A 24,469-nucleotide genomic window follows, 5' to 3' on the forward strand; every position below is an offset into this window, starting at 1 on the left:
TTTGTGAGCTAAGTAGTGTGCTGGATAGCCAGCTCACTGACCAACTTACGCAAAAAGCGGTCGCCTCCCACTCCTAAGGGAAGGTGACAGCTTAAAAACAGCTTAGCTAAGGTCTAGCGCAGCGTTAATCAGGCTTTCCTGCTCGGCGGCGTGCACTTTAGCCGACCCTGTTGAAGAGGCCGCAGAAGCATCACGGCAAATTGGACGTACGCTTTCAATGCCTGGCACTTTCGCAAAGCGCCTTACCAGGAACGACCACGCGCCCTGGTTCACCGGCTCGTCTTGCACCCATACAACCTCGGCGTTCGACTCGCTAAAGCGCGACAGCGCCTGCGCAAGCTCGCGTTTGGGCAGCGGATAAAACTGCTCTAGCCGAATCAGCGCGATTCTGTTTTCGTCGCGCTTTTCCATAGCGCTGCGCAGATCGTAGTAGATTTTGCCAGCTGTGAGGATGATCCGCTTTGTCTGCTTTGGATTCGCCTGCTCGTCGCCGATTACCGTCTGGAATTTGCCCGTTACGAAATCTGCAACATCGCTCGTCGCGCTGCGCAGCCGTAGCATCGATTTAGGCGTGAACACGATCAGCGGTTTGCGCGGTCTTGCGTACGCCTGCCTGCGCAACAGATGGAAGTAGTTGGCGGGCGTTGACGGCCTGGTAACAATCATATTGTTCTGCGCGCACAGCTGCAAATAGCGTTCAATTCGAGCGGATGAGTGATCAGGACCCTGCCCCTCGTAACCGTGAGGGAGGAGCATCACAACAGACGAGCTCTGCCCCCATTTCTGCTCCGCAGAGGAGAGGAACTCATCGACCACGGTTTGCGCGCCATCGGCAAAATCACCAAACTGCGCCTCCCACAGCACAAGAGCTTCTTCGCGCTGTAGTGAATAGCCGTACTCGTAGGCGAGCGCAGCATACTCGGAGAGCAGCGAATCGTAAATCCAGAAACGAGCCTGGTCGTCGCTCAGGTTTGTGAGTGGTAGCCACTCTTGCCCGTTCTTACGATCGTGAAAAACAGCGTGTCGCTGCGCAAAAGTGCCGCGGCGGGCATCCTGCCCGGCAAAACGCACCGGAATGTTCTCTTGCAGCAGCGTGCCCAGCGCGAGAATTTCGCCAAAGCCCCAGTCGATGCCGCCGTCACGGCTCATCTTGTGGCGTTTTTGCAGCAGTGCTTCAAGTTTCGGATGCACTGTGAAGCCAATCGGTTTGTTCAGGTGAGCATCACCAATCAGCTCAAGCTGGGCGCGTGACACAGCGGTTTCAACCTCGGTTGTTGCCGGCTGCTCGGTGACCTCCTCGATCCGTTCATCCAGATTGATAACCTGCACAGCGTCGGTGTTTTCTGCCTCGTGAGTCTCGTTAAAGGCCTGCTCGAGCTTCTGCTGGAAGTTGCGCTTTGCCTGCTCGTATTCCTCCTGCGTGATATCGCCGCGCCCAACAAGATCGGAGGTGTACAGGGTACGAGTGGAGCGTTTCGCCTCGATGAGATCATACATTAGCGGCTGCGTCATCGACGGCTCGTCGCCCTCGTTGTGACCCCTGCGACGGTAGCAGATCAGGTCGATAATCACGTCACGGTGGAACTTCTGGCGGAACTGGTACGCCAGCTGCGCAACCCGCACAACAGACTCGGGATCATCGCCGTTAACATGGAAAATCGGTGTTTGCACGGTTTTACCAACGTCACTGGCGTACGTTGAGCTGCGCGAATCAATCGGCAGCGTTGTGAAACCAACCTGGTTATTAACAATAATGTGGATGGTGCCGCCTGTGCGGTAGCCGCGCAGCTGCGACATCTGCAGCGTTTCATAAACAATGCCCTGACCGGCAAAAGCCGCGTCGCCGTGGACGAGCACTGGCAGACTTGTGAAGGAGCCGATCGGCTTGAGATCCTGCTTAGCGCGCACAATACCGCTCAGCACGCCGTTCACAACCTCAAGGTGCGACGGGTTTGCCGCCAGGTGGATCGGCACCTGCGTGCCGTTTGGCGCGGTGAAAACACCCGACGCGCCCAGGTGGTATTTAACGTCACCGGAAGACCCAGCGGCAGACTGCGACCCTTCAAACTCACGGAAAATCTGCCCATAGCTCTTGCCTGCGATGTTAGAGAGCACGCTCAGCCGGCCGCGGTGAGCCATGCCGATATCAACAGAGTCAACACCGTGCTCGGCCGCCTCAATAAGCATTGCATCGAGCAACGGAATAAGCGACTCGCCGCCCTCAAGGCTGAAGCGTTTCTGACCCACGTATTTGGTTTGCAAAAATGTTTCAAAGGCCTCTGCCTCGTTGAGCTTCTCAAGAATCCGCAGCTGCACATCGTGGTGCGGTTTCTCGTAGCTCACCTCGAGCTGTGAGCGCAGCCACAGGCGCTGTTCCGGGTCGTGAATGTGCATATACTCAACACCGATTTTACGGCAGTACGAGTCACGCAAAACACCCAGAATATCGCGCAGCTTCATAAGCTTCTTGCCCGAAATTCCGCCGGTCACAAACTCGCGGTCAAGATCCCAGAATGTGAGCCCGTGCGTGGCAAGCTCAAGATCCGGGTGGGTGTGCTGTTGATACTCAAGCGGATCGGTATCCGCCATCAGATGTCCGCGCACGCGGAATGCGTTAATTAGCTCGAGCACACGGGCGTTTTTATCAACAGCGTCTTGCTGATCCACGTAAATATCAGTTGCCCATTGCACAGGCGGATAGGGCAGCCGAAGAGCGGCGAAAATCTCTTCATAAAAGTTGTGCCTGCCAATTAGGCGCTCGTGCACGAGCTTCAAGAACTCGCCAGAGCCTGCGCCCTGAATAACCCTGTGATCGTAGGTGCTGGTGAGGGTAATAACCTTTGAAACACCCATTTGTGCCAGCGCCTCGGGGGATGCGCCCTGATACTGTGCAGGATACTCGAGCGCGCCAGCTCCTATAATACAGCCTTGCCCGTTCATAAGCCGCGGGATTGAGTGCTCGGTGCCGATGCCGCCCGGGTTGGTGAGCGTAATTGTTGCGCCCGCAAAATCAGCTGCAACGAGCTTGCCTGCGCGGGCGCGGGTGACAAGATCTTCGTATTCGGCTAGGAAATCGTTAAAAGCGAGAGTTTCAGCCTTTTTAACAGAGGGCACCATGAGCTGCCTGGTTCCGTCTGGCTTGGGCAGGTCAATCGCGATTCCCAGCCCGATGTGGGCGGGGGATACGCTCGCGGGTTTGCCGTCAATCTCGGTGTACGACACGTTTTGTGAGGGATACTCTTTAAGCGTTTGAATTATAGCCCAGCTGATTAGGTGAGTGAAAGAGACTTTACCACCGCGGGTGCGTTTTAGGTGATTGTTGATCACAATTCGGTTGTCGATCAGTAGTTTTGCTGGGATTACGCGTACACTGGTTGCGGTTGGAATGCTCAGGCTGGCATCCATGTTTTTTGAAATCGTGCGCGCGATGCCTTTTAACTGGGTTACCTTATCGACGCTTGCAGTGTCTTCCGTCTGCTTTTCCGCTGCTTTCTGCGCTGCGGGGGTATCAGCTGGAATGGGAGTGCGCGGTGCGGTGTTCGTGGTTTTGGCGGCAACGGGAGATCCGCTAGCGGGTTTTGTGTCAGCGCTAGCAGCTGCCGCAGCCGGTTTTACAGCCGGTGAACTTGCGCTCTTACCGTTGGTTTTTATCTCTTCGAGTGTAGACCACCAAGAACTATCAACAGAGTTTTTGTCGACGAGATATTGTTTGTAGAGTTCTTCGACAAGCCAGGCGTTAGCTCCAAAACGTGAGTCGCTTAATGGCTGGTTTGAGTCGGTCACTGTCTGGGTGCTCCTTGTAGAAGAGTGGCTTGCGCTGATGCCCTCTGGCATCAGCGCAAGAGAAAAAATGATAAACACATTCTAGTGGATATATCTGCAGGTATCTTGGGAAGCTCAGATTCTACACAGTGTAAGGGAGTTGGTGCGCGGTTGCTGTGGCGTGGTTTTGTGCAGCTGAGGGTGTTGGGACGTTAGCTGCCGCCGCGCTAGTGACCACTGGTTGGTTTCTGCCGCAATAGTTGCCGCCGCGCGCTTTGCACATCTTGCGAGTACTGCCGCACCTGTTGCTGATCCGGCTGCCGATCCGGCTGCTGTCGTAAACGAGTGTTTCGCAAACGGCTACCTATAGTAGAATTGTTACATTCATGGATACAGACTGTTTTAAGCCGCGCGGTAGTGCTGAGACTGCGTGCAGTAGCCGTTACACAAGCGGTGACTCACTGTGAGTGAGTGGTTATTGCTGGTAATCGGGGTGCTGTTAACGTTTGGCACCGGAGTTTTTGTTGCGGCAGAGTTCTCGCTCGTCGCCCTGGACAGGCACGAGCTCGAGCGTCGTCGGGCAACCGGTGAAAAAGGTCTCGGGGGCGTAATTAAAGCCCTTGCGCACACATCCACTCATCTTTCCGGCGCGCAACTCGGCATCACATTGACAACGCTGCTCGCCGGTTACACGCTTGAGCCAGCACTCACAACCCTGCTGAGCGCGCCGCTGCTGAGCCTCGGAGTGACTTCGAGTGTGCTGCACATTGTAATGGCACCTGTTGCGGTGCTCTTAGCGACGCTGCTGTCAATGGTCGTTGGCGAGCTGGTTCCTAAAAACTTTGCAATCTCGCTGCCCGAGCGCACCGCAAAAATAGTTGTGCCGCTGCAAATCGGCTTCACAACCGTGTTTAGACCCGCAATTGCGTTGCTCAACGGCAGCGCAAACAAGATTTTGCGAGTCTTTGGAATAGAGGTTAAAGAGGAGCTGTCGGGCGCGCGCAGCGCAGAAGAGCTTTCCGCGCTTGTGAAACACTCTGCTCTTGCCGGTGTTTTGGAAGCGGATACGGCAACCCTGCTTGAACGCACGCTGCGTTTTAACGCGCTCACCGCAATTGACGTGATGACCCCGCGACTGCAGATTGAGAGCGTTAACAAGGCGGAGATGCTCACCGAGCTGGTGCGCCAATCCGCTAACACTGGATACTCGCGGTTTCCCGTAATCGAAGACGACCGTGATGACGTTGTGGGCGTTGCGCACATTAAAAAAGCCGTTGCTGTGCCGCGGCAGAAGCGTGGCGAGGTGCGCATCGCCGTGATTCAAGAGGAAATTGTGCGCGTGCCAGAAACAATGCAGCTTGACGCGCTGCTGCGGGAGCTGCGCGCCGCTGTCTATCAGTGCGCAATAGTTGTTGATGAGTACGGCGGCACGGCCGGGTTTGTGACGCTCGAAGATCTTGTTGAAGAGCTTGTTGGCGAGATCGCCGATGAGCACGACCGCAATCAGAGCGTGGTTGTTGGTAACTTTGAGAAGCTTATAATCCCGGGGAGTTTGCGCCCCGACCAGCTGTTCGAGCAAACCGGAATCGAAATTCCCGTGAACGCAGAATATGACACGGTGGCCGGTTATATGCTGCACGGTCTCGGGAAAATCCCGGAGGTGGGCGAAAGCCTGACGCTGCCAGACGGTGCGGTAATGCGAATTGCGCGCATGGACAGGCGGCGGATCGAGCTGATCCGCTACGAAGCGGCGCTTGTTGAGAGCGCTGACCGGGCAACGGGAGTTATTGAAATACCGGCTCAGGAGGGGCAGAAATAGTGTCGGACTGGGCTGGAATATTTTGGCTGGTCGTGCTGCTCTGCGTGAACGCCTTTTTTGTGGGAGCTGAGTTCGCCGTGATTTCAGCGCGGCGCTCGCAGATTGAGCCGCGCGCGCAGACCGGTTCAACAGCGGCCAAAACAGCGCTGTGGGCGATGGAGAACGCAACTCTGATGATGGCAACCTGCCAGCTCGGCATCACAGTGTGTTCGCTGCTGATTTTGAACGTTTCAGAGCCTGCTATTCACCATCTAGTCGAGGTGCCGCTCGGGCTAACCGGAATTAGTCACGAGCTGGTGAGCGTTATCGGGTTTGTGATAACACTGCTGCTGGTGAGCTATCTGCACGTTGTGTTTGGTGAGATGATGCCAAAAAACGCGGCTTTTTCAATGCCGGATCGCGCGGTGCTGCTGCTTGCGCCGCCGCTGGTTGCTATTTCTAAGGCGATCCGCCCCGTGATTTACGGCATGAACGCGGTTGCTAACGGGGTTCTGTGGCTTTTTAAGGTGGAGCCGCAGTCGGAGGCGAACAGCACCTTCACTCTTGAGGAGGTGGAGAATATCGTTGCTAACTCCACCCGTGAAGGGGTGCTGGCCGATAGCAGTGGTGCGCTGGCAGCGGCCTTTGAATTCACCAACAAAACCGCGCGGGATCTTTTTGTGCCGGCCACCGAGCTGGTTGTTTTGCCTGCCACAACGACGGTTCTTGAGCTGGAGGCAGCGGTGCAGCGGGACGGGTTTTCGCGCTATGTGCTGGCCGATTCTGCCGGTGCGCTGCTCGGGTACGTGCACATTAAAGACCTGCTGAAAACAGCGGAGTCGAAGCTGAACGAGCCGATCGACCGCGCGCTGGTGCGACCGATGCTCGCGGTAAGCGCTAAAACCGACCTGGAAGACGTGCTGGCGCTGTTGCAGAATCAGGGCACGCACCTGGCGCGGGTGCACAACGAGACGGGCAAGCTGCTGGGCGTGATTTTCCTTGAGGATGTTATCGAGGAGCTCGTCGGCGAAGTGAATGATGTCACAATCAGGCACCACGGCAGATAGCGGGGGTTGCGCGGTCGTGATCTGTTGGTGTTTTGGTGGCGTGGCACGCTTTCGTTGGGCGACTCGCTGGTGCTGTGCGGTTGCGGATCGCTGGTGCTGTCTTGCTCTGGCGCGCTCGTGTCGTGCGGATCTAGCGGGCGTGGTTAGTGGCGGTGTTGTATGGCGGTAAAAACTTCTGATTTAAGCCCCTTTGTACGTGAGGCGCTGCGAAAAAACAGGGTGGATCAATCCTGGTATCCGGCGCTGGCGCGGGTGTCCGCCGAACTTGAACAGGTGCTGCGAGTTGTTGCGCATGAGCGCAAGAGCGGAATTGGTGTTTTGCCCGATCCACAAAATGTGTTCAGAGCGTTGCGCACGCCCTTAGAGTTGGCGCGGGTCTTGATTTTGGGGCAGGATCCGTACCCCAACCGGGCGCACGCCACGGGTCTGGCATTTAGCGTCGACAGTGAGGCGGCGAGCCTGCCAGCATCACTGCGCAATATTTACGCTGAACTTGCTACCGATGTTGCGGTTAGACCCGTAACGGGCGATCTTAGTGGATGGGTGAGTCAGGGTGTTTTACTGCTGAACACCGTGCTCACCGTGCGGGAGGGTGAGTCGCAGTCGCACAGCAAAATAGGCTGGCAGCCGATAGTGCGGCGGTTGGTGCGCGCCCTGGCGGAGCGCGAAAATGCGCCGCTTATGGCGGTTTTATGGGGCAAAAACGCGGCGGGGTTGCTGCCCGAGCTGGGGCTTGCAAACACCGTGCCCGTTTTTGCGAACGTGCCGGGTGTGCGCGTCGAATATATGGGAGGTGTGAATTGTGCGGTGCATGCTCTGGCGTCGCCGCACCCGTCGCCGTTGTCCGCGCACCGCGGATTTTTTGGCTCGAAGCCGTTTAGCAGAGTGAATGAGCTGCTGATTGCTGCGGGAGTGGATGCTATCTACTGGGGGTAGTGCCGCAGTGCTAGCGCGTATGTTCGGCGAGCGCTGACCGTTTAAGGGGAGTGTTTCACAAGTACGCTCGTGTAGATAGGAATGTTTCACAACTTAAAAGTGCGGGTGTTTTACGCGAGGAGCGCGAATATTTAGTAGCAGGGAATGATATTGTTTCACAGGTGCGCGCGTGTAAATAGGTGTGTTGCACAACTAAAAGTGCGGGTGTCCGGTTCTGAACGCACGCACTTAAATGCGATACGAGCTGCGTCTGTGGTTGCTAGTAAAGGCAGCTACAACTAGCTACTGTGACTTAGATTATGCCCTCGCTAAGCTGGTTTGGGGTGCCGAACCTGTGTGCGGTAATCGACACAGCCTGCTCGCGCATAAACGGCAGCAGCTCAACCCGGCCCGCGCGCACAACATCCGCCGCATAAACCGAAACATCTGGCGAACCTTCTGTTGCGGTGTACAGCGCGTTAAGCTCGGCTGATTTCTCCGCAGCGCTTCCGATTACGCGCACGCGATAATCCGCTGCCTGCTTTTGCGATAGCTCGCGCACAACGGTCTGGTTAAACTCCGCGGTGCTCTGCTGCTGGTGGGCAACATTGAGGTGCTCGAGCAGCTTCGCAACGTGCTCGGGGAGGCTCTCAGCAGTGCTAACTTTAAGCAGCGATCCTGCGGTAACACCCGCCGCAACAACTCGTAGCGTGTGCGTGAGCGGCGTGTTTGCGCTCACCCTGATAACAACCGGAGTTGGCAGATAGCGCAGGATATTGCGCTCTATACCAAGCTCTGAGGTGTCGCGGTTAATACCAAACTCCTGAGCAAAAGCCGCCGTATCGCTCGCGAGAGCGGACGCCAGCCACGCCACCTCGGTGTCGTTCGCGCCGGCCTCTTCTGCTGCGCGTGCGTAGTCAGAGTTGCGAGTGTGCAGTTTTGCGGGCGTTGCCTGCTGCGTTGGCGCATCCTGCCACTCCACTAGACCGTGCAGGTAGTTGGGACCGCCTGCCTTATAGCCAGCGCCGATGGCGCTCTTCTTCCAGCCGCCAAACGGCTGCCGGCGCACAATAGCGCCCGTAATTCCGCGGTTAATGTAGGCGTTGCCAACTTCGATGCGTGACAGCCACTGCGCCATTTCACCGCTGTCAAGCGAATGCAGACCGCCTGTTAGCCCGTATTCAATATCGTTCACAATAGATATTGCTTCGTCGAGCGTTGCCGCGGTCATAATGCCAAGAATCGGACCGAAATACTCGGTCAGGTGATACTCGCTGCCGCGTTTCACACCCGCGCGCACACCCGGACTCCAGAGCTTGGTTTCACCGTTGGCGGTTTTAGAAAGCGGGCTGCTGTGCTGCAGCGGTTCGGGTTTAATAATCCATTTCTCGCCCGCGCTCAGTTCTGTGAGCCCGCGGAGCAGCTTGTCTTTAGGCGGCGCGATAACAGGACCCATCTGGGTGTCTAAGTCTTCTGGGCTGCCCACCTTGATTGACTTAACAGCGTCAAGCAGCTGATGCTTAAAGTGCTTAGAGTTCGCAACCGAGCCCACAAGAATTACTAGTGAGGCTGCGGAACACTTCTGCCCGGCGTGCCCAAACGCGCTCTGCGCAACGTCTTTTGCAGCCAGATCGAGATCTGCGTTCGGGGTTACGATAATCGCGTTCTTGCCGCTTGTTTCGGCGAGAATTGGCAGATCCTGACGCATTTTACGGAACTTAACCGCGGTTTCATACGAGCCGGTCAGAATTAGCCTGTCGATTTGTGGATCACTTACCAGCTCAGAGGCGAGGTTGTAGTTGCTAAACTGCACAAACTGCAGCACATTGCGTGGCACGCCAGCCTCCCACAGCGCGGCAACGATCAGCGCGCCGGTGCGAGCCGCGTTACTTGCTGGCTTCACAATAACGGATGCGCCAGATGCCAGACCCGCAAGAATACCGCCGGCAGTGATAGCGGCGGGAAAATTCCACGGCGGAATTACCGCAACGAGTTTTTGCGGCACAGTTTTTGCGCCGTCAACCCGCTCTAGCTGCTGCCCGAGCATAGCGTAGTAGTTAGCAAAATCGATCGCCTCAGAGATTTCAGGGTCGCTCTGATCGATAGTTTTGCCGCACTCAGATCCCATAACTTCGAGCAGCAGCGCGCGCTGCTGCTCGAGTATTTCACCGGCTTTGCACAGAATCTCGGCGCGCTTCTCCGCCCCTAGATTCTGCCATGAAGTTGCGGCTTTAACGCCGTCTGCGAGGATTTTATTAAGGGCTTGCGAGTCTTTCACAAAGGCTTTTGCGACCAGGTCTTTGCCCAGCTCGGAGCTAACCATGCGAGAGGCAATTTCACGCCCCCACTCGCGGTTTCCTGGCAGGTCAGGATCGGTGTCGGGGGTGTTGCTAAACTCGCCACGCTTGCCCGCCTCAACCTTGGCTTTGACTCGAGCGGCAAGACCGTCGCTGTCGTAGCTGCGGCGATCCTGTTGGCGATTTGGAACCGGTACGCTGTAGTTCTCGGGGTTACCATCCGCTGTGATTTTTGCTAACTCAGCAAGAGACGCCAAGAAGCGGTCTTTTTCGCGCGCGAACAGCACACTGTTGCTGCTGATCTCAAATACCGCGCTCATAAAGTTTTCCTGGCTGGCGCCTTCTTCGAGGCGGCGGATCAGATAGGCGATTGCAACATCAAATTCCTGCGGTTTTACAACCGGAACGTACAGCAGCAGCGAGCCAACCTCGCGTTTAATAACCTCGGCTTGTGCGGTTGCCATGCCGAGCAGCATTTCAAACTCGATACCGCTTACCGCGTTGCGTTTTTTAGCCAGCAGCCACGCCAGAGCGATGTCAAAGAGGTTGTGACCTGCAACACCGAGCCGTACGTTTTTAACGCGCTCAGGGTGCAGTGCGTAGTCGATAACTGCTTTGTAGCTGGTGTCTGACTCTTGTTTGGTGCTCCAGGTTGCGCTTTCCCAGCCGTGCAGGGTTGCGTCAACGATCTCCATGGGGAGGTTTGCGCCCTTCACAACGCGCACTTTAATTGGCGCGCCACCGTCAGTAACGCGCCGCTGCGCCCACTCTTGCAGCTCAATCATTGCGCTGAGAGCATCTGGCAGGTACGCCTGTAGCACAATACCTGCGGATAGCGACTTGAACTCGGGGCGTTCAAGAATCTTGGTGAAAACGGCGATGGTCAGGTCGAGATCTTTGTACTCTTCCATGTCAAGGTTGATGAACTTCTGCTTTGCCTGGTCTTTGATGGCCAGACGGTAGAGGGGGAGTAGCTCCTCTGTGATGTGCGCAACAGCTGCGTCGAATGCCCAGCGGTTGTGGGGGGCAACAGTTGCGGAAACCTTAATTGAAACATAGTCCACGTCGTCGCGAGCTAGAATCTCGGTTGTTCCCGCGAGTCGCCTGGTCGCCTCTTTCTGCCCGAGAATAGCTTCTCCGAGGAGGTTGATGTTTAGACCTACTCCGCGCTGTTTGATTTTCGCGATTGCCCGCCCGAGTTTTGCGGGCGTTGCGTCAATAATCAGATGGCTCACCATCTGGCGCAAAACCTTTTGTGCTATTGGCACAACAACCTGTGGTGCAAGAGGCGCAAGAGTGCCGCCCAGTTTCACTGCGCCGCGCAGTGGGGCGGGCAAAAACTGCGGCGTTATCGCCGATATTTCACGCATCTTAGCAGCTGCGGACCGCTTGTCTTCGGGGCGCACAACGCCGTCAACAAAGCCGATGGTGAAGTCGAGCCCGTGCGAATCCTGCAGCACTCCGGCAAGCTGTTTCGCAGAAGAATCGGTTGGCACGTGTTGCGCTTCGCTAAGCCAGCGCTTGACGAGCTTAATAGCCTCATCGCTTAAGTCTTGGGGGCGGATGTGGTGAGCGTCGGATGTCATACAGGCGAAGCCTTTCTGTTGTTCTGCGCGGATAATTGTGCTTTAAGTGAAACAGTTTTCGCGGGTGAAATATGTTATACAGGCGCAAGGGTGACGCTCGCTTTAGAAACGAACGTCACCCTTGCTCATGCCTGAGCTATCGCTTATGCTGCGAAACGGTACAGTTTTTTGTTGGCAAACTCGTCGATACCGTATTTACCGATCTCGCGTCCGTAACCGGATTTCTTAACGCCGCCAAACGGCACATCAACACCCTCAAGCCCTGATGCGTTAATGAACACCATCCCAACATCCAACTGATCGCCTACTTTTTCAGCGCGCCTAACGTCGTCACACATAACAACGCTGCCGAGACCGTATGGCGAGCTGTTAGCAAGCTTAATTGCCTCTTCGTCGCTGGATACGCGGTAGAGCTGCGCAACTGGACCGAAAAGCTCCTGCGAGTAAACATCCATCTCAGGGGTAACTCCTGCAATCACACTGGGAGTGTACCAGTTGCCCTCAGGTCTGTTGTCGCCCACGAGCAACTCAGCTCCCTGATCAAGCGCGTTCTGCACCTGTTTGGTGAGAGTCTCAGTCGCTTTGGCGCTGGAAAGCGGACCGTAATCACCGTTCTTTGAGCACTGCCCGACAATTTTTGCCTTGAACTTTTCAGCAAACTCGTCATACACGCTGTCAAGCACAACGATACGTTTTGATCCGTTACAGGCCTGCCCGGTGTTTTCCATGCGTCCTGCAACCGCGTACTCAACCGCAGAGTCGATGTCTTTCACATCGAGTACGATGAACACGTCAGATCCGCCAAGCTCGAGCACGCACTTTTTGAGCGCACGCCCTGCCTGCTCAGCAACGATTGCGCCTGCGCGCTCTGATCCGGTAAGGGAAACAGCCGCAATACGATCGTCTTTGATAATGTCAGAGATCTGATCGTGGCTTGCGAACACGTTCACATAAGCGCCCTCGGGGAAACCAGCTGCTTTAAAAAGTTCAGCCAGTGCGAGCGCGGTTTCTGGGCATTGCTCAGCGTGTTTGAGCACAACTGTGTTGCCAACTGCCAACACAGGAGCTGCGAAGCGCGCAACCTGGTAGAACGGGTAGTTCCAAGGCATAATACCGAGAATAACGCCGAGCCCATGTCGCTTAACAACGGTTTTAAGACCGTCTGCAACCGAGAGCACATCGTCTTTCAGCCATTCTTCTGCGTTATCAGCAAACGACTCGATAATGCCGGCGGAGAACTCAACCTCGCCTTTACACTGCTCGAGCGGTTTGCCCATTTCGCGGTGGAAAATAGCCGCGAGTTCATCCTGCCTGTCAAGATGCAACTGGGCTAGTTTCTTGAGGAGTTTGGCACGCTCAGCAACGGTTGTTTTGCGTGCCCACTCGTGATAGCTCCTGTGAGCTTTTTCGAGCGCCTCCGATATTTCGGCGTCGGTAGCAACGCCGTAGTCGGCGACTTTGTCGCCGGTTGCTGGGTTTATTACTGCGTAATTAGTCATAAAGATCACCCTTTCAGTGAACTACCGTGTCTACTGTCACGTACTATTCTGGCACACTTTGTGTCGCTGAAGTTAGAAATTAACTGAATGCCGCACAAAATGACCCGTTATCCAATCGCGCGCGGCGGCTCAACCGTTGAGATTTGCTCGGTATCGGGGATTGGGCTTGCGTCTTTGTTTTGCAGGTTGGGAACCACGCGGTTACCCAGCAGAGCTACTACGATTGCGCCGGTAACACTCACAAGCGCCACCAGGAACGCGCCGCGCGGACCGATCTGGTCAATGTAATACCCGGCCAGAGCCGCGCCAATTGCCGCGCCAACAAGCTGCCCTGTTGCTGTCCACCCGAAAGCTTCCGCGGTCTCGGAAAATTTCACTGTGGAGCTGACTAGGCTTGCCAGTGCGGCGAATGTCGGGGCAGCTCCCAATCCGCCAACAAAAGCGGCAAAACAGAGCCAGATCGTGTCCAGCGAGACCAGGCACAGCGCGTTGCCAACGAGCACAATCGCCATTCTGGCGGGAATGCTCCAGCGGTTGAGGGCGCGATGCCCCACAATCACACCGCCAATTAGAGAGCCGCAAGCGTTAAGCCCCAGAATCAATCCGCCCTGTGCGCCTTCGTGCCCGTAGATAGCGACAACTCCCGCCTCAAGAGCCGCGAACGAGGCAATGTACAAAAATCCAACCAGGGTTGACAGCCGCACCGTTTTGTGCCCGAGCACAGCCCCCATTTTACGCCTGGCGGGCGGAATTGTAACCGAGCCAACGGTGGGCGCGGTGATGAGCAGAATGCCGCCAAAAATCGTGATCCCTGCGATGAACAACAGCGCGATTGCCGGGGTTGTTTGAATTGCTATCAAAACCGCGACCACCGGGCCGGCAACCCAGATTATTTCCTGCGCGCTTGCGTCTAGCGAATAGAGCCCCGAGAGTAGTTTGCCGGGTACCATTTTGGGGTATATTGTGCGGGTTGCCGAGGCGATCGGTGGCACTGTGACCCCTAGCACAAACGCGAGCGCAACATAAACGCTTATGGTTGAGTTGACGAGCGCGATGGCGGTCATCGTGGCGGTGTGGAGCAGGGTTGTGACGAGCAGCACGGGACGCATTCCCCAGCGCCCCAGCCAGCGGCTGGTGACGGGGCCTGTGATAGCCTGCCCGATGCAGATTGCGGCCAGCACAATTCCACCCGTGGCGTAGCTGTGAAACTTCAGCTCCATGTGCAGCAGCAGCACAAGCGTGAGCATACCTGCTGGCAGGCGCGCAATAAGCTGTGAAACCAGGACGCGCCAGATGCCGGGAATTTTGTGCAGCTGCTTGTAAATATTCATCACTTTTTAGACTATTAGAAAAAGTTTTTGTGCGCTACTTTGCGCAGGAGCACGGCGGATGCGGTTGATACGGCGTGCGCGGTGTGTGAGATGGCTGCGGATGCGGATACGGCGGATGCGCTGCTCGCGGCAGGGCGTAGTAAACGCCGCCGCTTGTGGTTTGCAGATGAGATTAATTCTTATACTATAATAATGATAATTAATATCAATTAGAGCGTGAGTTGTGGAGGATATGCTTAGAAGAGACAAGCAGCTACTGCGCGGTGCGATCGCCCTCGTAGTGTGCTTTAGTCTAGGTGCGTGCTCACAGCAGGGCGCAGCCCCATCCGTTAATTCCAAGTTGCGAGTTGTTACAAGCACCCAGGTGCTACAGGATATTACTCGCAATATCGCTGGGGATAAAGCCGAAGTTACTGCGGTTGTTCCGGCGGGGGGTGATCCGCAAAATTATGATCCCAGTATCCGCGATGTGAGGGCAATTAGCGGGGCGGATGTTGCGCTCACAAACTATGAGCAGTACGAGGATCCGCGGGTTAATGCCGCGCTCAAAACCCACTTGCGCGCCGGGGCTGCCCGCGTTGATTTAGTGGAGGAGTCGGTTAAGCACGCCGCAAACGTGATTCCGCTGATTGAGGATCAGAGCCTCGACACCGTTTGGCTCGGGCTCGCCTCACGCGGCGCATCCAAGAGCCTACCGCACGACGCGGTCACAGAAATACAGGTGAGGGGCGTTAAAGGCCCGGGGCGTGCGAGCGGATACATAACCGGCAGTTTTGGCAAGCCGGAACTGTTTTTCAATTCGGCAGACGGTTTTGATGAGGGTAGCGACTACGTTGCTGACACTGTGCGGCTGCCGGTAACAGCGCACACGCACATGAGCTGGGCTTTCACAGAGCCGGGCATTTACGAGCTTAATATTAACGCGCGCTTGCGCGAGAGCGCAGGTGCGCCGCCGCAGAAAATAGGCTCTGGGCGGCTTGTTTTTGCGGTGGGAGTGAGTCCGTATCAGGCCGTTAGCGAGACTCGCGAAACGATTATTGATGCCGGTCACGCAGATATTACAGCTGATTTGTCGATAATGAAACTGCGGCTGAGCGCGGAGGGTGGATCTAATCACGCGCACTCGCAGGGCGATTCGCATGCGCACGACACCGCGGCAAAACTGCAGAATGCGGTGATTGCGGTGCCGAGCAAGACCCTGCACAGTGTGCCGCAGGATGAGGGGTATAGCTTCCTGGGTGAGCCTGGCGCGCAGGTGTATCAGCTGCCGCAGGCCGTTTTGGCGCGGCACAAGCACGGTGAAATAGATCCGCACCTGCTGCACAGCGCGCACAACGCTCGCAGTTATGTTGCGGCGATTCGTGATGCGCTGATCAAAGCTGATCCGCAAAATGCTGTGACATATCGCGTGAATGCCGATAAGTACAGCGCGAGACTTGCCACGCTTGACGAGCAGATAACCACGCAACTGGCCGGCGTGCTTGAGTTGAAACGGGTGTTGATAACATCGCAGAACAGCCACGCATACTATGCGGCGGCGTATGGGTTGCAGGCAGCGGGTTATGTACGGCAGAGCCAGGGTGATGATCCATCGCTAAAAACCTATAAACAGCTTGTACAAACCGTTCGAGACAGCGGGGCGAACGCGGTTTTTGCGAGCACCCAGGTTGGGCGTGACGTGCAGGATGCTGAGCTGCTGGCCAGACAGGCTGGTATCACCGCGTGTGTGCTACGGGATCAGACCCTAGATGGCGAGATTCAGACTTATGAAGCGCTGATGTTGGACAATACTAAAAAAATTGTTGCGTGTTTAAATGGAGCTGGAGGATAGCCTATGTGGCATCGATACGGGCAGTATATACGTCAGGTAGCAGCCGCGATTGGGCTGTTGGCAACGCTTTTAATATCGCCGCTTGTGGCAGCTGGTGGGTTGTTTCACGCAGAGGATAACGATCCCGGGCTGGAGCAGGAGATCGACGCGGCTGAGCAGCTGGGCGATGGCAAAGTTGTGCGGGATGACGGGCACGTGGATTTTGGTCCCACAACCGGGCAGGGCGCGCCGCTACTGCTGATCCGCGATGATAGCGGGGATGCGCCACTGTGGCGTAAGCCAGAGGATGTTGTGCTGTACGCCAAAGATAATGCGAAGACTATGACTCCGAGTGATGCTGCATACAGCTTTATTGGTGCGGCCGCGGGCGAGCCGGTGTGGGTGTTGCCACAGACGCAACAGGTGGGCACTGTGTGGCCAGGTTGGAACACGCAGGAGCCGGCTCTGCTGGCAGTTCTTGGAGCGGGCGTGAAAATGGATGTTCTGGCGGTGCGCGGTCCGGGCGAGGTTAGTGTTTACCTGCAGTCTGGCAACTTTAGCGAGCCAGATTTGCTGTGGAGCACAACGCAAGAAAAGCTCAGCTCGGTGTGGATAGAAAAGAACTCTCATGTGCACGCGAACTGGGTTTTCACCAAGCCGGGCGCTTATGCAATAGATGTTGCCTTCCAAATGCAGATGGCTGACGGATCAACACAACAGGCAACTGGCACGCTACAGTTTGCTGTTGGCGATGAAACGGATCCGCTAACCGCGTTCACAGCAACCGGGCAGCCAGAACTGCCTGTCGCACAGCAGAGTGAGCCGGGCGCGCAGGATGCTCCGGCGCAGGCTGGTATACAGTCGCTTGTTGTTGTGCTGATTGCCGTTGTTGGCGCTGTTTTGCTGGGCGCGATTGTGCTTATTCTGGTTGTGCAGGCGCGCGCGAAAAAGCTCGCAAAAGCCGAGTTTGAAATCGGTGCGCAAACCGCCGTGGGAGGCGATTTGAGTGCTAGTTGAGCTGCAAAAAGTAGCTGTTAGGCTCGCAGATCGCACGGTTTTGCACGATGTTAATATGCGCGCGGGCGCGGGTGATTATGTTGCTCTAATAGGCCCTAACGGCGCGGGCAAAACAACCCTGCTGCGCAGCATTTTAGGGCTGCAGAAAATAGCTGCGGGCAGCATTCTGTTCACGTCACAAAACGGCAAGCAGAGCACAAGACCCCACTCGGCAAAAATCGGTTACGTGCCGCAGCGGCATGATTTTGCGTGGGATTTTCCAATCAGCGTGAGCGAAACCGTGATGACGGGGCTGTACGCGCAGCTCGGGTTTTTGCGCCGGGCAACTCAAGCGCATTACAAAAAAGTGTATGCGGCGCTGCAGCAGGCTGAGATCACAGATTTAGCGGATCGCCCGGTGGCAGAACTTTCCGGCGGGCAGCGGCAGCGCGTGCTGGTTGCACGCGCACTGGTCAGTGACCCTGAGCTGCTACTGCTTGACGAGCCTTTTACCGGGCTGGATATGCCCACGAGTGACGGGTTGCAAACACTGTTTGGCGAGCTAGCAAAAACCGGCAAAACGGTGATTATGACAACGCACGAGCTAATCGGCGCCAAAAACTCTTGTTCACACCTGTGTTTACTGCGTGGCACCGTGTACGCGATGGATACCCCTGCCGCGCTTGCCAACAACGCGCGAGCCTGGCAAGAAACGTTTGAAATTGCCAGAGAGCACCAGCTGTTGGCCGCGTTGGGAGTTAAATAGTGCCGTCAATTATTGATTTTATAGCGGATCTAACAAACAGTGATCTGCAGTTTTTAGCGCGCGCCCTGGCGGTTGCTGTTGCCTCGAGCATTGTGTGCGCGGTGCTGGGTTGCTACGTGGTTTTACGCGGTATGGCGTTTATCGGTGACGCTGTTGCGCACGCGGTTTTTCCCGGGCTTGCAATAGCCTTTGTGTTGCAGGCTAATTTGCTTATTAGCGGAGCTCTCGCGGGAATTGTAACCGCCGCTCTGGTGGCGCTTTTCTCGCAGCATCCGCGCCTTAAAAATGACACTGTGATCGGCGTGCTGTTTTCCTTCGCGTTCGGTTTGGGGGTTGTTATTATCTCTTTCGCGCCGGGATACGCCGGCAGCCTGCAGCAGTTTTTGTTCGGCTCGATAACCTCCGTAACCCTGTCAGATGTGATTACGGTGGCGGCGATTGCGCTTGCGCTGTTGCTGCTGCTCGCGCTGATCCATCGCCCGCTCGTGCTTGCCACGCTCGATCGTGAGCTGGCGCTCGCTGCGGGTGTGCGCGTTGGTACAATTGAGATTATTTTGCACGTTGCCGTTGCCGTTGCCGTTGTTATTTCCGTGCAGGCCATTGGCAACGTGCTGGTGCTGGCGCTGCTGATAACGCCAGCTGCAACCGCCCGATTACTAACCAGCAAATTTGGAGTTATGATGACAATCGCCCCTGTTTTCGGTATTTTTGCCGCCGTAACCGGAATGTATTTTTCTTGGGGGTATGGTCTGCCCGCGGGCGGATCAATAGTGCTCGTTGCCACCGCAATGTTCTTTATAGCATTTCTACTTGCGCCAAAACACGGTGTTTTGCGGGCGGCAGCAGCGCGGCGAAAGAACTTGAACCCCGGTGTTAAAAAGTCGTGCACCGCTGTTGTCGCGGGCGCGGTTGCGGTCTGTGTTTTTGCGATCGCAACAGTTGGTGGCGCGTTGTCGGCTGCTCCCGTGGCGGCACAAACGCGGGAGGATGAGATTAGGGTTATTGGCTCTGTGCACGCCGACGCGGTTTCGGCGTACGTTGATAAGGGTAAGCTCGTGTTGGCAGGCGCTGCCGATGTTGATACTGACGGCGATGGCGTTATTGACCGGGGATCTCGCTTAGATCCCGGCAAAACGGTTTTTCATCTGGCATCACAAGCCAAACAGGAGCTGCCAGATGACGCAGACTTCGAGTTTTTAGGAAAGCCGGGTGAAAATGTTTGGTTGGCGCCACAGCAGCAGGATCAGAGCCTTATCTGGTTGGGTTTTAACACCGAGGATGAGTCTGTTGTCACGGCCGTTGGCGAGGGCGCAATTGCGGTTAAGTTGAAGTCTGTGAAAGGTCCCGGAGCGCTTGAGATTTTCCAGCACGGTATAACCGGGCCGGATCGCCTGTTCAGTTCTGTAACCGAGCTGGTGCCGTGGCAGATGCACGCGCCGCAGCACGCGCACGCTAACTGGGCGTTTACTAAAGAGGGAGTTTACTACCTCACCTTTGAAATGAGTGCCAAGATTAAAGGTGAGCAGCAGAGTGCGAGCGCAAGCTACGTGTTCGTGGTTGGTGAGTTGCCCGATAACTTAGCTGATTTGTTTGTAGCGGATGGTGCGCCAAAGCCCGATAATGGTGGGGATGAATCCGGTGCTGATCCTGTTGTGCCGAACGTAGATCATGCAAATCATGATACTAGCCCGGCGCAGCCGGATCCGCTGCCAGAAAAACCGGCAGATGAGCAGCCGCAGGCATCAGTTCCGTCACCTGTGCAGCCGCAACCAACCGCGCCTGACGCGCAATCGCAGCTGCCCAGCGCAGTGGCAACTGAGGTGTGCTCTCCGAGTTCGGACTTCACCCGTGGGCACATCGACCTGTTTAACGTCACGGCGGTCGGGCGGGTAGCAACTCTGCAGCTCAAAGAGGATGTTACAGGGCGTCACATTTTGCGCGAGCCTGAGGGAGTTGTTGTGAGCGTTGGCGAGCACGCGCGCACGAGCATTCCCGCTGGATCACCCGGAGCGGGCAGCGGATACGTACTGCCCGTGACGCAGCGTCACGATTTACCGTGGCCAGGGTGGGACACCAACGATACTCGCGGCAGCAGCTACACCGACGTGAAAATCAGTATTGAAAGCGTGCGTGGCCCGGGCAGTGTGCACCTTTTCACGCAGAACAGTTTTGGCGGGGTGCGCAGCCTGCTAACGCACGGCGGAACTGGCTTGCCGGGTGTTATTCACGAGCCGCGCCCTGCGCACACGCACGCGCAGTGGGTTTTTACGCACCAGGGAGTGTACCAGTTGCGCGCGAGCGCGCAGCTCACAGACCCCAGCACGGGAGCCACAATTCACACGGCAACTCGGACTTACACCTTTAGGGTTGGTGATGTTTCGCTGGCGGATGCGTTGTGCGGCATTGACGGATCTGCCGGGACTGCTGATAGTAGGCGGGTTGCCAACGAGATTCCTGTTTATAACGAGACTGCGCAGCAGGTAAAGTCGGGCGCGCAGGCTAAAAAAAATAGCGTGGCTAAAAAAGCGGCTGCTGTGCAGCTTGGCGCAAAAGCTGCTGAGGCGCTTAAAAAACAGGGGATTAGTCCTGAGGAGTTTGCGCAGCTGAGCCCTGCCGAGCAGCAGGCTATTCTTGACCGGCTGAACGTGCAGACAGGGATTACAACTTGGCAGGCCGCCGGGTTGGGCGCGCTGGGGATGCTCATTATTGGCGGGATAGTTTATGGCACGGCGCAGATTCTTAAAAGGTATAGGGTGTAGAGTCTGCCGGGTTTGCGCTGTCTGCGGGGCTTGCGCTAAGTCTAATCGGCGAGCATAATTAGCCCGCTTGTATAACTAACCAATGAGGAAAATATGGCTTTAGATAGCTTCAGTGTTGAGGTTAACCTGCGGGTTGGTCAGAGCAGCGACGCAAAAAGGTTGGCGCAGCCTGGGGCGTATGATTTTGCTTGCCCTTGCAATAGACTTGCTGTATGAGGTATCAGCCTAATCGAGTTATTTTATCGCCGAGCGATATTAATAGTTTTATGCTGTGCGAGTTTGGGTTTTTGCGGCGCTTCGATAAATTGCTTGGGCGAGATGTTGAGATCCCCGCAGAGCCTCGTAACGAGGTGCTTGAGTACACCAGCAAGCTAGGCTTTAAGCATGAGGAAGAACAGCTGGCGGAGTATCGTAAGATCTACGACACGGTTGTTGATATTAGTGAAGAGTGCGGTGATGGGAAAGGCGAAGCTGATTTAGAGCTTGCACACGAAACGACCTTAGCTGCTCTTAAAAACGGGGCAGATGTTGTCTATCAGGCTGTTTTCTACGATTCAGCGGCGCAGGCGGATACGAAACCTGGGCGTCTAAGGTTTGGTTTTTTAGGCTACGGGGATTTTCTCGTGCGCCAGTCAGACGGTTCATATCAAGTGCAAGACACTAAATTTTCGCGTAAAGCCCGCGCGAGCGCACTGTTGCAGCTCGCAGCCTACGCTGAACAGCTAGCGCAAAACGATATCGCGGTGCATCCGCTGGTTGCGCTTTTGCACGGTGATAAGAGCGTTACAGAGCATAAGCTGTATGATATCAACGGCGTACTTGCACAGATGAAATCAAAAGCCTACGCCGTATTGCAGGAGCGCTATAACGCCTGTGATGCAAACGGCGCGCGGCGCGCGGCGCCTCCTGTTGATATTAGCAATCCCGCAATTAGAGCGTGTCTCGAGTGTGAGTTTTGTTTAGCGAAGATGCGTCTTAAAAACGATATTGGATTAATTGCTGGAATTACGCACAGCCAGCGTAAAATCCTATTGCAGAATGGCTTTACAGATATTAACAAACTTGTTAGAACACAAGCAAAAGACGGCTCAGCTATTAAAACAGCGGAGGAAATAAGGGCTGCGTATCAGAAGATTGCGGGTAATATTAGCTATGCAGAGTTTGAGAGGTTGGTGTATCAGGGCTACGGGCAGAGTTTGCGTACCCCTGAAGGCGGGATTTTGTGGAAGCCTTTTTCAGACGCTATGGCAAATCTGATCGTGCCGCAAACGGTCGCAAAAGATGTTTTTGTAACCTTTGGGCACAACGATCACCTTCCAATTTCAAACAGCGCAGGTGATCCTGTCGATGTGGGCATTACCTATTTTATGGCGATTAGTCAGGCGGATGCTGTAGCCCATAAACTAGAGTTTAAAACCGCGTGGGCTTTTGATTTTGAGCAAGAGAGAGAGCTTTTTTACTGGCTAATGAAGGCGCTAGAGGAGCAGCTTAGAAAATCCACTGAAAGCCGTGTTTTCTACTTCGGAGGCGATGTGCTCCGTAGACTAAAAGCTTTGAGCGAGCGCCACAAAATAGGAGAGACGGAATTAAATAAATGGCTTGTTACGAACAAACTGGTAGATCTGAGAAAGATCGTTGTGAATACTTTTTATATAGGGGTTGAAAAATACGCTATTGAAAATTTGAAAAATGTGTTTAATCCAGCGAACACTGCGGAGGTTATCGAGCCGCTGCAAATAACCCTGCCAAAGTTTAATAAACTTATTGAGCTGGAGGCGGGCAGCGCTGAGTATAACTCTCTGAGGCGCGAGCTGGAAAATGAACTGCTTGCAGAAAACAAAAGCCTGCTAGAACTGCATAATTGGTTACTGCAGGCAAAGCAGGGCGGCAGTGAAAATTGGCTCATTGACACGACTGCACAAGCAAACATTATGACGCCTGTGAAAACACTGATCCCTAAAACGGAGACTGATAAGACCGTTAGGCGTTATAGAGAGCGCGCATTAGAGACGAATTCGGCTGATGAAGCTATTGCTTTTGCAATGATTGCGGAGTCTTTTAAATTCTATTCCAGAGAAGAAGAAGCACAATCTATGCAGCGTCGCGAAATGCTTGAAACAGGGGTTGAAAACTGGTCTGAATCAAGCGATGCGATTGTAATTGATGAGGCTAAAACGCAGCAGAACGGGGCTGCTGCCGCGTCGTCGATTATAACAGTTTATTTTGATAAAAAAAGCAGTAAGTATAAAAAATACGGTGAGGGCAGGGATATCGATCTGGTTTATGATCAGCCAGTGCCGGGAGCAAACCAACACACACTCAACGGCAGATGTCTTAAGAGAGCGAAAATTAGTGCTATTGCGGAGGGTGTTGCTGAAATTAAAGTTCCTAGAGGCGACAAGATTCTATTTGCGCCGCGCGCAATTTTGCCAGCAGATAATATTCCCACAGTTATTCTCAGTAAAGCGGTGGATTCGTGGGCAGTTAATCTGAATGACAGCCTTGATAAGGGGGCTGTGCAAGATGCCGGATATGAGTTGTTGGTGAGAAATTTACCGCGCACTAAGGACAAAAAAGGTATTGCACAGCAGGGAAGTGATGAGTATGCGCGTTTTGAACAGGGCGCAGATGATCCTAAAATTGCCGCCATCACGGATGCTGTTTTGCGCCTTGATAACTCAGTGTTGCCGGTGCAAGGACCCCCAGGAGCTGGCAAAACTTTTGTTTCGGCAAGGGTTATTAGAAACCTTGTGCTTAAACACGGTTGGTGTATTGGAGTTGTTGGGCAGTCGCACGCTGTTGTTGAAAACCTGCTAAACGGCGTTGTTTCTGCAGGTGTGCCGAGGGATCAAGTTCTCAAAAAGAGAGACGCTAAAACGTGTAAAGAGGCAAAGTTTAAGAATTTTAAAGACGAGAAGGATGACCTTGTGAAAGAGCTGCACTCGTTAAAAGATGCTGGGCGCGGATTCGTTGTTGGCGGAACCGCATGGAATTTCGCGGGGCGGACGCTTTTTTCGGTTAAAGAACTTGATTTGTTGGTTGTTGACGAGGGCGGGCAGTTTGGTTTAATTTCGACTCTGGCGTGTTTGACCTCTGCTAAAAACCTGTTGCTCGTTGGCGATCCGCAACAATTGCCGCAGGTTTCTGTTGCTAAACATCCGCTATCAATTGAGCAGTCGGCGCTTGGCTGGTTGGTTAATAACGCGGATATAATTCCTCCTGAACGGGGCTACTTTTTGGACACTAGCTGGCGTATGAATGAGAAACTGTGTGACGTGGTTTCTCGCATTAGTTACGGCGGTAAGCTGAAGGCTGCTAAGCGTGCGGATCGCGCAGAAATTAGCGGCTGGTACGAGGCGGGGAGCTATTGGCATCCGGTTGAACACTCGGGAAACTCGGTTTCTTCTGTTGCAGAGGCCGAAGCTGTTGTGAGACTCTGCCAGGATGCCCTGCAAAAAGCGCGAGTGGTATCTGTAGAGGGTAACTCACAGGCGATTACCGAAGCTGATATTATTGTTGTCACCCCTTTCCGGGCGCAGGTTGATTTGGTGACAGAAAAGCTGATCGAGGCTGGTATTGAGAATATCAGAGTTAATACGGTGGATAAGTTTCAAGGGCAGGAGGCGCAGATTTCCATTGTGACAATGGCGGCGTCTGAGGTCTATGAAAACTCGCGCGGTATCGGATTTTTGTTGAGCCGTAACAGGCTCAATGTTGCGCTCAGCCGTGCAAAATGGTCTGCGCACCTCATTAGCAGTCGCGAGCTGGGTAATACGCAACCGGTAACCGCCGAAGATATTGTTAATATATCCGGATATATTACTGCCCAAAGCAGTGCGAAGGAGGTTATTATTTAGGGCTGTAGGCTATTTTCCGTTTAAAA

Annotated in this window: 14 protein-coding genes; 10 read left to right on the forward strand and 4 right to left on the reverse strand. The window is 54.8% G+C overall.

The genetic code is table 11. The annotated features are described in order from the left end of the window. Positions 1-102 precede the first annotated feature (102 nt). Positions 103-3,834: a multifunctional oxoglutarate decarboxylase/oxoglutarate dehydrogenase thiamine pyrophosphate-binding subunit/dihydrolipoyllysine-residue succinyltransferase subunit gene (locus tag KJY78_RS02465; RefSeq protein WP_214337118.1), complete on the reverse strand. Its 3,732-nt coding sequence runs from the start codon at positions 3,832-3,834 to the stop codon at positions 103-105. A gap of 169 nt (positions 3,835-4,003) precedes the next feature. Here KJY78_RS02465 and KJY78_RS06695 point away from each other — a divergent pair, with 169 nt between their 5' ends. From KJY78_RS06695 to KJY78_RS02480, 4 genes are all read left to right on the forward strand, one after another. Beyond that, entirely contained in the window at positions 4,004-4,132 is a 129-nt protein-coding gene (locus KJY78_RS06695) for a hypothetical protein (RefSeq protein ID WP_284675971.1), read from the forward strand. A 93-nt stretch (positions 4,133-4,225) separates the two neighbouring features. Beyond that, positions 4,226-5,581 carry a hemolysin family protein gene (locus tag KJY78_RS02470; protein ID WP_214337004.1) on the forward strand — a complete coding sequence of 452 codons (1,356 nt, stop codon included), beginning with the start codon at positions 4,226-4,228 and terminating at the stop codon, positions 5,579-5,581. After that, entirely contained in the window at positions 5,581-6,627 is a 1,047-nt protein-coding gene (locus KJY78_RS02475) for a hemolysin family protein (protein ID WP_214337006.1), read from the forward strand. Before KJY78_RS02470 ends, KJY78_RS02475 begins: the two co-directional genes overlap by 1 nt. A 159-nt stretch (positions 6,628-6,786) precedes the next feature. Beyond that, positions 6,787-7,563 carry a uracil-DNA glycosylase gene (locus KJY78_RS02480; RefSeq protein WP_214337008.1) on the forward strand — a complete coding sequence of 259 codons (777 nt, stop codon included), beginning with the start codon at positions 6,787-6,789 and terminating at the stop codon, positions 7,561-7,563. 292 nt (positions 7,564-7,855) lie between these two features. Here KJY78_RS02480 and KJY78_RS02485 read toward each other — a convergent pair whose 3' ends face one another. The 3 genes from KJY78_RS02485 to KJY78_RS02495 form a co-directional block, all read right to left on the reverse strand. Further along, positions 7,856-11,425: a proline dehydrogenase family protein gene (locus tag KJY78_RS02485; RefSeq protein ID WP_214337009.1), complete on the reverse strand. Its 3,570-nt coding sequence runs from the start codon at positions 11,423-11,425 to the stop codon at positions 7,856-7,858. A 143-nt stretch (positions 11,426-11,568) separates the two neighbouring features. Beyond that, positions 11,569-12,924 carry an NAD-dependent succinate-semialdehyde dehydrogenase gene (locus KJY78_RS02490; protein WP_214337011.1) on the reverse strand — a complete coding sequence of 452 codons (1,356 nt, stop codon included), beginning with the start codon at positions 12,922-12,924 and terminating at the stop codon, positions 11,569-11,571. 107 nt (positions 12,925-13,031) lie between these two features. Continuing rightward, positions 13,032-14,255 (reverse strand): MFS transporter, encoded by a 1,224-nt coding sequence (locus KJY78_RS02495; RefSeq protein WP_250544101.1) that lies wholly within the window; start codon positions 14,253-14,255, stop codon positions 13,032-13,034. Positions 14,256-14,294: 39 nt separating this feature from the next. On the opposite strand from KJY78_RS02495, the gene KJY78_RS02500 reads away from it, so the two are divergent. From KJY78_RS02500 to KJY78_RS02525, 6 genes are all read left to right on the forward strand, one after another. Then, on the forward strand, positions 14,295-14,468 hold the full coding sequence (locus KJY78_RS02500; protein ID WP_214337014.1) for a hypothetical protein: 174 nt from the start codon (positions 14,295-14,297) through the stop codon (positions 14,466-14,468). Positions 14,469-14,487: 19 nt separating this feature from the next. Further along, positions 14,488-16,086 (forward strand): anchored repeat ABC transporter, substrate-binding protein, encoded by a 1,599-nt coding sequence (locus tag KJY78_RS02505; protein ID WP_214337015.1) that lies wholly within the window; start codon positions 14,488-14,490, stop codon positions 16,084-16,086. A gap of 3 nt (positions 16,087-16,089) precedes the next feature. Next, on the forward strand, positions 16,090-17,082 hold the full coding sequence (locus KJY78_RS02510; protein WP_214337016.1) for a choice-of-anchor M domain-containing protein: 993 nt from the start codon (positions 16,090-16,092) through the stop codon (positions 17,080-17,082). Beyond that, complete coding sequence (locus tag KJY78_RS02515) at positions 17,072-17,827, forward strand: anchored repeat-type ABC transporter ATP-binding subunit (RefSeq protein WP_348771173.1); 756 nt, start codon at positions 17,072-17,074, stop codon at positions 17,825-17,827. The genes KJY78_RS02510 and KJY78_RS02515 overlap by 11 nt, the downstream gene beginning before the upstream one ends. Further along, positions 17,827-20,586, forward strand: a complete 2,760-nt coding sequence (locus tag KJY78_RS02520; RefSeq protein ID WP_214337017.1) for an anchored repeat-type ABC transporter permease subunit — start codon at positions 17,827-17,829, stop codon at positions 20,584-20,586. The genes KJY78_RS02515 and KJY78_RS02520 overlap by 1 nt, the downstream gene beginning before the upstream one ends. A 212-nt stretch (positions 20,587-20,798) precedes the next feature. Continuing rightward, entirely contained in the window at positions 20,799-24,443 is a 3,645-nt protein-coding gene (locus tag KJY78_RS02525; protein WP_214337018.1) for an AAA domain-containing protein, read from the forward strand. The last annotated feature ends 26 nt before the right edge of the window (positions 24,444-24,469 follow it).

Origin of the sequence: Canibacter zhuwentaonis, assembly GCF_018531145.1 — a bacterium.
Taxonomy (GTDB): Bacteria; Actinomycetota; Actinomycetes; order Actinomycetales; family Microbacteriaceae; genus Canibacter; species Canibacter zhuwentaonis.

Bases quoted from the DNA above. Each gene is read 5' to 3' on its own strand.
- KJY78_RS02490 (WP_214337011.1), bottom strand. From the start codon at position 12,924: ATGACTAATTACGCAGTAATAAACCCAGCAACCGGCGACAAAGTCGCC.
- KJY78_RS02505 (WP_214337015.1), top strand. From the start codon at position 14,488: ATGCTTAGAAGAGACAAGCAGCTACTGCGCGGTGCGATCGCCCTCGTA.
- KJY78_RS02510 (WP_214337016.1), top strand. From the start codon at position 16,090: ATGTGGCATCGATACGGGCAGTATATACGTCAGGTAGCAGCCGCGATT.
- KJY78_RS02485 (WP_214337009.1), bottom strand. From the start codon at position 11,425: ATGACATCCGACGCTCACCACATCCGCCCCCAAGACTTAAGCGATGAG.
- KJY78_RS02525 (WP_214337018.1), top strand. From the start codon at position 20,799: ATGAGGTATCAGCCTAATCGAGTTATTTTATCGCCGAGCGATATTAAT.
- KJY78_RS02480 (WP_214337008.1), top strand. From the start codon at position 6,787: ATGGCGGTAAAAACTTCTGATTTAAGCCCCTTTGTACGTGAGGCGCTG.
- KJY78_RS02495 (WP_250544101.1), bottom strand. From the start codon at position 14,255: ATGAATATTTACAAGCAGCTGCACAAAATTCCCGGCATCTGGCGCGTC.
- KJY78_RS02465 (WP_214337118.1), bottom strand. From the start codon at position 3,834: ATGCCAGAGGGCATCAGCGCAAGCCACTCTTCTACAAGGAGCACCCAG.